This window comes from Variovorax sp. J22P240 (assembly GCF_030316855.1).
Taxonomy (GTDB): Bacteria; Pseudomonadota; Gammaproteobacteria; order Burkholderiales; family Burkholderiaceae_C; genus Variovorax.
Genome location: NZ_JASZYR010000007.1, coordinates 45,820 through 58,620 on the forward strand (window position 1 = coordinate 45,820; position 12,801 = coordinate 58,620).

Genomic DNA, 12,801 nt, shown 5'->3' on the forward strand with positions numbered 1-12,801 from the left:
AACGCGATGACGACTCAAATCATCAACGGACTGGCCGTCGAGATCGACGGCAACGGCGAGGCGCTGCTGTGCATTCACGGACTCGGCGGTTCGTCGAACACCTGGACGCCATTGCTGGCTGCTTTGTCGGACTTCAAGGTGATCCGCCCGGATCTCCCCGGAAGCGCACGTTCGCCGCTGCTCGCGGAGCCGCTGACGATCGAAGGCTATACCGCTTCACTCGAAGTCCTGCTCGCCGACTTGGGCGTCGAATCGGTACACGTGCTGGCGCACTCACTCGGCACCGTCGTTGCGCAGCATCTCGCCGTGCGCAACCCCGGCAAGATCAAGTCGCTGGCCCTGTTCGGCCCGCTGGTCGCACCACCCGAAGCGGCTCGGCCGAACATCGTGGCGCGTGCGGCGGCCGCGCGTGGCGGTGCGGCGGCCATGCAGGAGATTGCCGACGCCATCGTCAAGGGCGCCACCAGCCCGGAGACGAAGGCCGAGCAACCCGCCGTACTGGCACTCGTTCGCGAAAGCGTGATGCGCCAATCGCCCGAAGGCTATGCGCAAAGCTGCGAGGCACTGGCCAAGGCACAGTCGGCCGAGATCGAGCGCATCGGCGTGCCGACCCTGCTCGTGACAGGCGACCAGGACGGCGTTGCTCCGCCCGCCAACGTGGCCGCCATGGCGGCGCGCATCACCGGATCGCGGCAAGTGGTCTTCGATGGCTGCGGCCACTGGACGACCTTCGAGAAGCCGCAACGCTGCATGCAGGAATTTGAGCAGTTCTACGCATCGCTGCGCTGATCTCTTTTTCTCCGCTTCTTTCATCAACCCATTTCCGGCACCACGGGCCGGAGGAGACAAGCCATGACCCGCATCGCATTCACCAACGTCCGCATCTTCGACGGCACGGGCGGAGACACCTACACCGGCGACGTGCTCGTCGAAGGCAAGCGCATCGTCGAGGTGGCCCGCGCGCCCAATCGCGTGAGCACCGACGACGCCCGCGTCATCGACGGCAAAGGCCGCTTTCTCATGCCCGGCATGACCGAGGCCCACACGCATTTCTCGTGGAACGACCAGCCCAGCCTGGCGGCTATTCAGTTCATGCCGCCGGAAGAGCACATTCTTTGGTGCGTACGGGTGGCCAAGCGCTACCTTGACATGGGCTGGACGTCCGCGATCGGCGCGGCTGCTGCCAAGCCGCGCTTGGACGTTGTGCTTCGCAACGCAGTTGAGGCGGGCGAGTTTCCGGGCCCGCGCTACCTCGCCGGCAGCCAGGAGATCACAACGATCGGGGCATTGGGTGACAACACGCTGCCTCACATGGACTTCGAGGAATTGAGCTTCGGAAGCGTATGCAGCGGGCCGGAGGAGATTCGTCGCTCTGCGCGTAAGTTCATCAAGTACGGCGTCGACCACCTCAAGATCAACTTGTCCGGTGAGTACATCGCCGGCCTGCCGGCCGAGATGTCGCCATTCTCGGAGGAAGAAGTGGCAATGCTTTCGCAGGAAGCCAAGCGCTACGGCAAGCGCATGGCCGCTCACGCGCGGTCGAGCGAATCGGTCAAGCAGTGCGTCCGCCACGGCATCGAGATGGTCTATCACGCGAGTTTTGCGGACGAGGAAGCTCTGGACATGCTCGAGGCGGCCAAGGACAAGCACTTTGTCGCACCTGGCATCGGCTGGCTCATCCGCACCACCTTCCACGCCGCCGAGTACGGCATCACCGAGGCTGTCGCGACGCAGATGGGCTACAAGCGCGAACTGGAGATCGCCTCGGCATCGCTGCGCAAGATGCATAAGCGCGGCATCCGCATCCTGCCTGGGGGCGACTATGGTTTTGCGTGGATGCCCCATGGCACCAATGCCAACGACCTTCAATACTTCGTCGATTACATCGGCATGACGCCCAAGGAGGCACTACTGGCGGCGACGAAGCTGGGCGGCCAGATCATGCTGCGCCCAGACGAACTGGGCCAGTTGAAGGCGGGCTACCTGGCGGACATCGTGCTGGTGGATGGCGATCCGCTGGAGGACCTTTCGCTCCTGACCGATCCGGCGAAGATCCAGCTCGTGATGAAGGACGGCGTGATCTACAAGGATTGCGCGACCCCCGTGCCTGCGGAGGCTGCGCTGCATCTGGAAGGGGCCGACTTCCCGCTTCGTGAGGAAGGCGTCAAGGAGGCGCTTGCTGAAATGCATTGAGTGAGAGACGAGCGAACGGGGCGGCGGCAACGCCCCCTCAAGCGGCGACTTTCAACCTCGCTCCCCAAACGTCGGTTTTGCAGTTGCAAGCAGACATCAGCCTCGAGTAACAACTCGGCTCGCCGGCCCACGGCGTGACGCCCTTTGGCTCGCAGGGGAGTTACGTAGCGGATCGCCGCGCGGTGGCGGTGGCGGCGGGCCGCCGAAGCGCAGCGCTCAACGACCGAGGCGTTTAGAAACTTCGACGCCGCAAGCTCTCACCGCTTTCGCCTGACAAAATCGCGTTGAACTGGACGGTCTCGACGGCTCGTCGCGAGCGACTGTGGGCGGAGCCGTCCCCCCCGACCGGGTTCATCTGCGTCTGGTTCGACAGCGTCGCAAAGGCCCATGAGGCTTTCGAACCTTCGTCTGTGCTGCGCCGCGTCATTGAGACGCACACAAGTGACGGCGTCGCTTATCTCAGCGACCAACTTCACATCAGGTAGTTCCGCAACCCACGCGTTCAACTGCGTCGGCGCGGATGTGAAGGCCGGCCGCGGCAATGCCCATGGCCCGACGTGAACTTCGCTTTGCTTCGGTCGCAAGCGGACGGTCGGCCGCGCCCCGCGAAGGGCCGCTGATGGCCGCGAGTACCATTTCGCGGCCGCGCTCGGTAGCTGACCTTCGCATGTTCGCGCTGTTGGCCAAGGGCTGCTATTGGCGAGTTTGGCGAACAGGCAGTCCCGGCCAATTCTGTTGAAAAACTCGATTTTGGCGTGGCGACCCACTCGATTTCTACGTATGGGGCATCGAAGGTGCGCTCGACCTACCGCGCGACCCACCGCAGCACGAAACTCGCCTGAGTGCCTCAACGCAGCTCTGATGAGCATCGATGCAAGTCGTGCGCTCTGTGGCTGACGTTTGGGCGTCGGCAAGCTTTGTCGCCCAGTCGAGTTTTTCAACAGAATTGGCCACAACCCGACGTTCGCTGACCTGGTCCAGTTCGCTCCGAAGCCGACCTTCGCGGCGCGCATCGGACAACCTCTGAAGTCCGGTTGAGGCCCGCCTTGAAGTGCATGCACCCAAACTGCCCTCCGTGGACAATCGGGCAAGCACCGTGCAGTTAGAAAAGCGGTTCGTGCTTTCACGGCAGGCGGTATTCGAATGGACTCGAATCAAGTCGATGTTGCTCATTCATGCGCAAGTAGGCCGCTATCTTCCGAGCCTCCGTGCTCATTGCTGCCGCATGCGCTGGAAGGCCTTCGACGGCGCGCTCAACTTCGACATCCTGATCGATTTCCTGCACCGCCTCATCAAGGACGCGGGCCGCGAGGTCTATCTGATCCTGGACAACCTGGAGTGCACCACAGCAAGCCCGTGAAGGCGTGGCTGTGCGAGCACAAGCACGAGCTCGAAATCTTCTACCTTTAGAAGGCCCAGACCTCCGGTGGCGTCACCCATCAGCGGCTTCCAAGCGATGGGACCTTAAGCACCTGCGGATTCGCGTCGCGAAGGGTCCAAGTCGGCTGGTAGCGCGTTTCGTCCAACGTCAGCGCCAGCTTTCGTTGAGGCGGATAGCTTGTCAGCGTCATCGAACCCACTACCAGGTCGTCCGCTCGGTACCAGGTTCGCAGCCAAACCGGTGCGAAGTCGGCGCTTGAACTTGACAAGCCCGCGACAACGCCTTGAATGCGCTCAAAGTGATTGGCGTTCGATCGCCGCAGCGATTCCATGGCGCCTGGCGTGTCCAGATCGATGACTGGGCCGGCAAAGGCCGAACCTTCCAACCCGTCTCCTGCGGGCCGGATTGGCGCCTGCGATGAGGTCTTATTCCCGCTGCCAACGGGCGCTCGTTGCCCGATACCATCATGTCGACGCACTTTCTCCCTCACAGCACTTCAATTCGACGAATGCGTACCGCCGTCTACTACTCTCTGATGCTCTTGCTCGGATTTGCCTGGTACAAGTTCGGGCAGAGCCTGCTCCGGAAGGGGTATCGCGACGAGAACGGCGAACTCACCCAAGGAATTGTGGGTCCGGTGGGATTCCTCGTCTCCGCCGTCGTAGCGTGCGGCCTCCTATTTGCCTTGTTGCGCGCGCTGCTCTGGGGTGAGGTGTCCTGTTTGGGCAGGGGCTGCAAGATGCAGATTTACACCCTGGCGGCGCATGCCGGCGAGTACTGGGCCAACGTGTTTTACATTGCGTGGATGGTGCTCGGCCTTGGCTATGCGATGTATGTGACTTTCAAGATTTGGTTCCGTGCATAGCGGTGCCGAAGAGCAGCGCGTGCAGCGCCAGCTGCAGAACTTATCTTCCTTCCCAGGGGTCTTACGATGAGGAAATCGATCGTCCGCCCCTTACCGAGACTCCCCGACCGTGTTACGTTCGGTAGCGAACACCGCGAAATGTGGTGGACTGCCAGGTTTCGTGAACACTAGTTTTGCGCCCCAGCTCGGACCGGGGCAGCCAGCGTAGGAGGACCACATGCATCGATTCCTATTCAACAACCGTGAAGAGTTGATTGCGCGGTGCAAGGAGAAGGTCGCGCAGCGACCCAGGCGGGCAGCGACAGCAGAGCAGCTTGCCAACGGCGTTCCGATCTTCCTGGATCAGTTGATGAGAACGCTGGAAGCGCAGGAGAACGGCGAAATTGACAAGAGCTTCAGGATCTCCGGTGCCGCTGGTGGTGATTCCGCGTTGTCCGAAATGGGCCTGAGCGCCGCTGCGCATGGAAAGGAGCTTTTGGGGCTTGGCTATACCGTCGACCAGGTGGTGCACGACTACGGCGACCTTTGCCAAGCCATTACAGACCTTGCGGTCGAGCGCGATGCCCCATTCTCCGTTGATGAATTCCGCACCTTGAATCGTTGTCTCGACAACGCCATTGCCGATGCGGTTACCGAGTTCGGCGTCTGGCGTGACGCGAGCGTCGCTTTGCAGCAGTCCTCTGATGAGAACGAGCGTCTCGGCGTGCTGGTTCACGAGTTCCGAAATTACCTGCACACCGCAACGCTTGCGTTTGCGGCACTGGAATCGGGGAAAGTTCCAATCGGTGGTGCGACCGGCGCCGTCTTGAAAAGGAGCCTGGCTTCTCTGGCCGCCTTGCTCGACATGTCGCTATCGCAGGTCAGAGGCGCAGCTGCAACGCCGCACGCGGAGGCTTTTTCGCTCGCATCGTTTGTGGCGGACGCCAAGAATGCCGCTTCGCTCGACGCGAGCGCCAAGCATTGCACTTTTACGGTCCTAGATGTCGACGACACGTTGGGCATTTCTGGGGATCGGGAGCTTCTCTTAGCGGCTTTGGTGAACCTGCTCCAGAACGCATTCAAATTCACCCACCCTGGCTCGGAAGTGACGCTGAGCGCTTACGCCAAGGGGGATCATGTTCTGGTCGATGTAAGGGACAACTGCGGAGGGCTTCCACCAGGAGCTACCGCGAACATCTTTCGGCCCTTCAAGCAGGTCGGTGACGACAAGAGCGGGTTGGGGCTTGGTCTTTCCATCGCACGGCGCAATGTCGAGGCGGATGCGGGTCTTTTGACCGTGCGGGACGTGCCTGGCACGGGATGCGTGTTCACCATCAAGCTTCCGCGCAGGACGCTTCCATAGCAGTTGGGTCGCTCCATCGCTCCATTCAAAACGACAGGTTTGACTTGCACCAGGGCGATCGATCAGGCTCCGGTGTGGCCGATGAGTGCCTGCTCCGGAGCAAGGCGAACTTCAGCTTTGAGCCCTATCCTGTCCTCCACAACCGCCGTCGTGCGGCTCCTAGGCAGATGCTATGAGGGCTGGAGGAAGCGTAGAACAGTAGTTCCAGTTCTCTTTCAAGGAGCATGGAAATGACTACCACTCGGACAGCGCTACGGCGCCAGGAGATGGCCAAGCCCGATGCCTGTACATGAGCTTTGAACTCGGCGACAAGCAGTGCAAGCTGAGTGTCGGCGACGGTCGCACTACGGTGAGTCGATTCAGGATCGCTGCGGGCGACCAGGTTGCAGTGACCGACTGCATCGTGCGAGCCGGCATGCGATTCAAGACGCCCGCATGTGCTCACGTGCCCACGTGCTACGAGGCCGGCCGCGACGGCTGGTGGCTGCATCGCTGGCTTGGCCAACTGGGTGTAGACAACATCGTGGTTGACGCCGCGAGTATCGAGGTCAACCGGCGAGCCCGACGCGCCAAGACCGATCGACTCGACGCCGACAAGCTGTAGACGATGCTGGTGCGCCACCACCGCGGGGAGCGGGTATGGTCGGTGTTGCGCGAGCCCAGCAAGGGCGACGAGGACGAGCGCCGGGAGCATCGTGAACTCGAACGGCTGATTCAGCAACTGAAGGTCGTCCAAGCTTGATGCCCTGGCGTCGCATCACGTATTGAGCCTAAAAGAACATCATGATCGAAGTTCGAAGCGCCCGTGCGAACGCAGGGTCACGTCTCTGTCGTGACCGGTTCTGCAGATGGGGCGCCTCGCCAAGCGGGAACCTGCCAGCGCGCCTGGCGCGCATGCAGCATGAGGTGCCGGGTTCACGGACCCGCACGGATAGAAGCTCGTCCGGGCACGCACTCGGACTTCCATCGGTTCCCGACCTTCGATCGCTCAGTTTTGACAATCGGCCGCCGTGAAGGGCCTTGACATTCCAGCGCTCATAGAAGCGGTTGCTGCCGGTCAGCACGCCTGCGCCAAACGTCGGGTCTCGGGCCAGGAGCCGTCGCCCGCGAGCGGCCGGGTATCGGCAGCCAGCAAGGCGGTTGCGACGTAGCTGTCCGGGAGTATCTATCGTTGCGCCGGATTCGAGCTGCTGGCAGAGTCGCCCCGATAGACGCCGCTTTCTGCATCAATTTAATGGCGCTGAGGTCCGGCCTGCCGGGCGGATTTTCTTTGCCGCACAAGGCCTTATCGTGAATTGCGCCGACTTGGTTAAGCAACAGTCGGCGGAGTTATGCGGCACGACGTGCTGGATAAACTGGTAGTTAGGCGACACAGGGTGAGCACCTCGCGAATTGGGCTCGTGCCCTTGGAGCCAGGCGGCGAGCGGCTCGTCGCGTATCTCGATCGGAGGACACCATGGGTCTCTTGACCTTCAGTATCAACGTCACCCTGGACGGCTGCGTCGACCACCAGGAAGGAATCGCCGACGACGAGACGCACGCCTTCTTCACCCGCCTCATGGACGAGGGCGGGGCGATGCTGTGGGGCCGCGTCACCTACGAGATGATGGAGAGCTACTGGCCAGCGGTCGCCCGCGGCGACGCGGAGGCACCGCCCGCGATGCGCGAGTGGGCGGTCAAGCTGGAGGCCAAGCCGAAGTACGTGGTGTCCTCGACGCGAAAGGACTTCCCGTGGACCAACAGCCACCACATCGCCGGCGACCTGCGCACGGGCGTACAGAAGCTCAAGGACGCGACCCCGGACGGCGTGCTCCTCGGTAGTGGCAAGCTCGCGACCGAGTTGGACCGGCTGGATCTGATCGACGAGTACAAGTTACTCGTCCACCCCAGGATTGCCGGCCACGGCCCGACCCTGTACGAGAGCGGGCTGCCCAGCACTCGACGGCTCGAGTTGATCTCGGCGAAGGCGCTCCGCTGCGGCGCGGTCGCCATGCACTACCGGCGCGCGCGCTGACTCGGAGGTGGGTCATGTCGCTAACAACGCGCTGCACTTGGCCGGGCCTCGCATTGCTCGGCCCGCCGGTGAGCGCGGCGTTGCCTGGGCCGACATCGACGAGGAAATCCGAACTCGGCAACGGCGGACAGATCGCGGGTGGAAACGGATAGTCAGGACTAAATCGCGTGCGAACGATCATCAGAACGCGTCCGACCCCAGCGCGTTTGCCGAAATCGCTCCCTCGACGATGCTGTCGCGCAACCCCGGCACTCGCGTCAGCAGATGCTCGGCGTAGAAGTGTGCGACAGCGATCTTCTGGCGCATGAACTCGACGTCGTCTCCGGCGTCGCGCCGGGACTGGGCCGCCAGCAGTGCGCGGCCGAGTTGCCAGCCCGCCATCAGGTTGCCGGCGAGCATCAGGTAGGGCACCGACCCGGCGTACACGGCGTTGGGGTCGGTCCTGCCGCGGGCGACGATGAACTCGACCACGTCGAGGAAGGCCTTCCGGGCCAAGGCTAGGCGGCCGGCCACCGAATGCGCAGCCGCGCTGTCGCTCTGTCGCAGCGTTGCTTCGGTGGCCTCGATCTCGCTGACGATCACCTTCGCGACGGCGCCCCCGTCGCGCACGGTCTTGCGGCCGACGAGGTCGTTGGCCTGGATCGCCGTGGTGCCTTCGTAGATCGTCAGGATCTTGGCGTCACGGTAGTACTGCGCCGCACCTGTCTCCTCGATGAACCCCATGCCGCCGTGCACCTGGACCCCCAGCGACGTCACCTCCAGGCTCATCTCCGTGCCGTAGCCCTTGACCAGCGGCACCATGAATTCGTAGAAGGCCCGGGCGCCTTGGCGTGTTTCGCCGTCAGGATGCGCGTGCGCAGTGTCGTAGGCCGCCGCAGCGGTGAGAGCCATTGCGCGGCATCCCTCGGTCAGCGCGCGCATCGTCAACAGCATCCGACGCACGTCGGGGTGGTGGATGATGGCTGCAGCGCCGGGCAGCGAGCCGTCCACCGGTCGACCCTGCACCCGATCCTTGGCGTATGCAGCGGCCTTCTGGTACGCACGCTCGGCCACCGCAATGCCTTGCACGCCCACGGCATAGCGTGCGGCGTTCATCATGATGAACATGTATTCGAGGCCGTGGTTCTCCTCGCCGACCAGGTAGCCCACTGCGCCGGGTCCGGCGCTGTCCGCAATGCTCGCCGCCGTGCCGTCGCCGAACTGCAGCACGGCCGTCGGACTGGCCTTGATGCCGAGCTTGTGCTCGATGCTGACGCACTCGACGTCGTTGCGCTCGCCCAGCGAACCGTCCTTGTTGACGAGGAACTTCGGCACCACGAACAGGCTGATGCCCTTCACGCCCTCGGGCGCACCGCTGACGCGCGCCAGCACGAGGTGCACGATGTTCTCCGCCATGTCGTGCTCGCCGTAGGTGATGAAGATCTTGGTGCCGAACACCTTGTAGCTGCCGTCGGGCTGCGGTTCGGCGCGGCTGCGCACCAGGGCCAGATCGCTGCCAGCTTGCGGCTCGGTCAGGTTCATGGTGCCGGTCCAGCGGCCTTCGATCATCGCAGGCAGGTAGGTCTGTTTCAGCTCATCGGAGCCGGCGGTCAGCAGCGCCTCGATCGCGCCGTCGGTCAGCAACGGGCATAGCGCGAAACTGAGATTGGCGCTGTTGTTGATTTCGATGCACGCGGCCCCGATCGTCTTCGGCAGGTCCTGGCCGCCGTAGACGCCGGGATGCTGGAGCCCTTGCCAGCCGCCCTCGGCGTATTGGCGGTAGGCGTCCGGGAAGCCGGGCGTGGTCGCTACGGCGCCGTCCTTCCATGTTGACGGGTTCCTGTCGCCCTCGTGATTCAGTGGTGCGATGACGCCTTCGTTGAAGCGGGCGCATTCTTCCAGCACCGCTTGCGCGGTGTCGATGCCTGCTTCCTCGAAGCCGGGCAGTGTCGCGACCTGGGCGAGGCCGGCGAGTTCGGTCATGCAGAACAGCATGTCCTTGAGAGGGGCTTGATAGCTCAACGAAGTCTCCTTGAATCAGTGCGTATGGCCGTGGTGGCCTCACTCGACTGTAGGAGTGCGGGCGCGAGGGTGCTTTGCAATCGGCGCCAGGTCCTTCGCATTTCATGCCGTGCCCTTTTCTGTCGTGGCGCCAAAAGCGAAGTCGATGTCGCCAATTGGGAAGCGCGTCGAGGGCGCCTGCGCGAGGATTGCTTCGTCGTGGCGCTCGCTTCCGCCCCGAGGCCGCAGGCGCCCGCCTGCATCCCAACTTCCCCCGATGACATTGACGGAGACAAGACAGATGACCCAACGACCCTGGCTTCACGCGTACGGCGAAGTACCGCCGCAGATCAACCCCGACGCCTACAGCTCGATCGTTGCGTTGCTGGAAGAGGCCATGGACCGATATGCCGACAAGACGGCGTTCCACTCGTTCGGACAAGGACTGAGCTACGGTGACGTCGACCGGCTGTCGGCACGCTTCGCCAGCTTTCTGCAGCGTGAACTCGGCGCGTCCAAGGGCGATCGCATCGCGGTCATGATGCCCAATCTGGCGGCCTTCCCGGTGGTGTTCATGGGGATTGCCCGCGTGGGTGCGGTGCAGGTCAATGTGAACCCGCTGTACACGCCCCGGGAGCTCGCCCATCAGCTCAACGATGCGGGCGTGAAGACCGTCGTCGTGTTCAACGGGTCCACTTCGACACTGGCCGAAGTGATCGCGCAAACGGCCGTCACCCAGGTCATCACGGTGAGTCCGGGCGACGCACTGGCGGTGGCGGTTCCGGGGCCTGCGGCCGATGCGCGCCTGACCCGCACCCTGGCCCTGGCGGACATCCTGGCCGAAGATAAGCCCACGGACTACCGCGCCCCGCCGTTGACCGGCGACGATCTCCTGTTCCTGCAGTACACCGGTGGCACCACCGGCGTGTCCAAGGGTGCGTGTCTCTCGCATCGCAACCTGGTGGCCAACACCGAGCAATACAAGGCCTTCATGCGGGAGACCATCCGGCCCGGCGAGGAGGTGGTGGTGACGGCCTTGCCGCTGTATCACATCTTCGCGTTGATGGTGAACCTGATCAGCTACTTCTCGATCGGGGCGCAGAACTGGCTGGTGGCGAATCCGCGTGACATGGACGGATTGATCGACACCTTCAAGCAGTCGCGTCCGACGGTCTTCACCGGCGTCAACACGCTCTATGCCGGCCTGGCCGCGCATCCGCGCCTCAAGGAGGTGGATTTCTCGCAGCTGCGCCTGTCAGTCGGCGGAGGAGCCGCCGTGGTCGGCGCCACGTCCGAGCGCTGGAAGGAAGTCACCGGATGCTTCATCCTGGAGGGTTACGGGCTGTCGGAAACCAGCCCGATCCTGTCCATCAATCCTCCATTCGTCGCCGAGTTCACCGGCACGACGGGGCTGCCGCTGCCATCGACCGACATCAAGCTCATCGACGACAAGGGCAGCGAGGTGCCCCTCGGCCATTCCGGAGAGATCTGCGCCAAGGGTCCGCAGGTCATGAGCGGCTATTGGCAGAAGCCCGAAGCCAACGACGCAGCCTTCACGCCGGATGGCTACTTCCGCACCGGCGATGTCGGCGTGTTCGACGCGCGCGGATTCCTCAAGATCGTGGACCGCATCAAGGACATGATCATCGTCTCGGGATTCAACGTCTACCCGAATGAGATCGAAGCTGTGGCGACTGCGTGCCCTGGCGTCGCCGAGTGCGCCTGCGTGGGCGTACCCGACGAGAAGACCGGCGAGGCGCTGCGTCTGTTCGTGGTGAAGGCACCCGGTGCCGGGCCGACCGAGCAGGCCGTCATCGACCACTGCAGAGAATCCCTGACGGGCTACAAGGTGCCCAAGTCCGTTTCCATCGTCGAAGCCCTTCCCAAGTCCACGGTGGGCAAGATCCTCAGGCGCGAGCTGCGGAACTTCGGTTGAGGAACCTGGGCCACCCCCCGTCTCGATCGCTTCGAGACGGGGCAGGGGTTCACGCCTTCGCCGCGTGGCTCTCACGCCATGCCGATGGAACCTGGTGAAACTGGGTGGTGAACCAGCGCGTGAAAGAGCCCTGCGTGCTGTAGCCAAGCAACTCCGATACCTGATGCAGGCTGTACCTGGAGTTGTCGATGTACCGGGGAGCCAGTTCGCAGCGCACTTCATTGACCAGTGAGGTGAAGGTTGCCCCTGCTTCGTCCAGCTGGCGCTGCATCGAACGCACGCTGAGCCCGAGACCTTGCGCCACGCACTCGCTGGTGGCGCGCCCCATGGGCAGTGTCAGGTAGATCGCTCGACGCACCTCCAGCATGATCTTGTTGCCGCTTGCCCGAGGCAGGGTTTCGATGAACTGCCTTGCATAGCGGGCCATGGCCGGATCGGCAGACGGGTTGGGTGCATCCAGGTCCGCGGCAGGAATGACGATGCCACTGAACTCGCTGTCGAATTCCAATCTGCAGGCGAACACGCGGCGATGCAATCGCAGATCACTCGGGGCCGCATGGGTGAAGGTCACGCTGTCAGGTTGCCACCGCGCCCCCATGAGGGCCGCACACATTCGGAACAACACGCCGATGGCCAGTTCCGTGGCCTGACGCGCGGGCACGTGGGCCACCACCTCGAGCCGAACGATCACGATCCTGCCCGCCTCCTCGATCTGCGTTGCCAGGCTCTCGTTGAGAAGGTGCCGGTAGTCGATCGTGGTGACCAGGGCATCCCGCAACGTGGGCTGATGACTGATCAGCAGGCTGATGGCTCCGAAGTGCGACAGCTGCCGCGACTCTGCCATGCGCAGACCGAAGTCCATGCATCCGCAAGACGCGGCCGACTCTTCCAGCAGGGCGACCGCCGCATCCGTCGGGATCCGTTGCTCGGGGTCCTTGAGCATGGCCTGGCTCAGGCCTGCACGCCGAAGTGCCTCCGTGGGGTTGAACCCGAGGCTGTTGGTGACCTCCAGATAGTTGGTCAGGGCTGCGGCACGAACGAGCGGAACCATGGTGGGACGGGGCAATACGGCCTCGGCAAATTCTGGCAC

The 12,801-nt window shown here is 63.3% G+C and carries 9 protein-coding genes and 2 pseudogenes; 8 read left to right on the forward strand and 3 right to left on the reverse strand.

What is annotated here, in order from left to right:
- The first annotated feature begins 6 nt into the window (after nucleotides 1–6).
- The 3 genes and pseudogenes from QTI24_RS18450 to QTI24_RS18460 form a co-directional block, all read left to right on the forward strand.
- Nucleotides 7–789, forward strand: coding sequence for an alpha/beta fold hydrolase (locus QTI24_RS18450; RefSeq protein ID WP_286602395.1), 783 nt, complete (start codon nucleotides 7–9; stop codon nucleotides 787–789).
- Nucleotides 790–852: 63 nt separating this feature from the next.
- Nucleotides 853–2,193 (forward strand): metal-dependent hydrolase family protein, encoded by a 1,341-nt coding sequence (locus QTI24_RS18455; protein WP_286602397.1) that lies wholly within the window; start codon nucleotides 853–855, stop codon nucleotides 2,191–2,193.
- Nucleotides 2,194–3,415: 1,222 nt separating this feature from the next.
- A pseudogene (locus tag QTI24_RS18460) lies at nucleotides 3,416–3,600 on the forward strand (transposase); the annotation flags it as partial.
- A 32-nt stretch (nucleotides 3,601–3,632) separates the two neighbouring features.
- On the opposite strand, the gene QTI24_RS18465 reads toward QTI24_RS18460, so the two are convergent.
- Nucleotides 3,633–3,959 (reverse strand): hypothetical protein, encoded by a 327-nt coding sequence (locus tag QTI24_RS18465; protein ID WP_286602400.1) that lies wholly within the window; start codon nucleotides 3,957–3,959, stop codon nucleotides 3,633–3,635.
- A gap of 123 nt (nucleotides 3,960–4,082) precedes the next feature.
- Here QTI24_RS18465 and QTI24_RS18470 point away from each other — a divergent pair, with 123 nt between their 5' ends.
- The 4 genes and pseudogenes from QTI24_RS18470 (at nucleotide 4,083) to QTI24_RS18490 (ending at nucleotide 7,795) form a co-directional block, all read left to right on the forward strand.
- Entirely contained in the window at nucleotides 4,083–4,439 is a 357-nt protein-coding gene (locus tag QTI24_RS18470) for a hypothetical protein (protein ID WP_286602402.1), read from the forward strand.
- Nucleotides 4,440–4,656: 217 nt separating this feature from the next.
- Entirely contained in the window at nucleotides 4,657–5,781 is a 1,125-nt protein-coding gene (locus tag QTI24_RS18475) for a sensor histidine kinase (protein WP_286602404.1), read from the forward strand.
- Between the two features lie 289 nt (nucleotides 5,782–6,070).
- Nucleotides 6,071–6,502 (forward strand): annotated as a pseudogene (locus tag QTI24_RS18480) (IS110 family RNA-guided transposase); the annotation flags it as partial.
- Nucleotides 6,503–7,237: 735 nt separating this feature from the next.
- On the forward strand, nucleotides 7,238–7,795 hold the full coding sequence (locus tag QTI24_RS18490) for a dihydrofolate reductase family protein (protein WP_286602411.1): 558 nt from the start codon (nucleotides 7,238–7,240) through the stop codon (nucleotides 7,793–7,795).
- A 180-nt stretch (nucleotides 7,796–7,975) separates the two neighbouring features.
- Here the strand turns inward: QTI24_RS18490 and QTI24_RS18495 are convergent, their stop codons facing one another.
- Nucleotides 7,976–9,796 (reverse strand): acyl-CoA dehydrogenase, encoded by a 1,821-nt coding sequence (locus QTI24_RS18495; protein ID WP_286602413.1) that lies wholly within the window; start codon nucleotides 9,794–9,796, stop codon nucleotides 7,976–7,978.
- 280 nt (nucleotides 9,797–10,076) lie between these two features.
- Here QTI24_RS18495 and QTI24_RS18500 point away from each other — a divergent pair, with 280 nt between their 5' ends.
- Nucleotides 10,077–11,711 (forward strand): AMP-binding protein, encoded by a 1,635-nt coding sequence (locus QTI24_RS18500; protein ID WP_286602414.1) that lies wholly within the window; start codon nucleotides 10,077–10,079, stop codon nucleotides 11,709–11,711.
- 49 nt (nucleotides 11,712–11,760) lie between these two features.
- Here the strand turns inward: QTI24_RS18500 and QTI24_RS18505 are convergent, their stop codons facing one another.
- A complete protein-coding gene (locus QTI24_RS18505; RefSeq protein ID WP_353506097.1) occupies nucleotides 11,761–12,777 on the reverse strand; it encodes an AraC family transcriptional regulator in 1,017 nt (338 codons plus the stop codon).
- Nucleotides 12,778–12,801 lie beyond the last annotated feature (24 nt).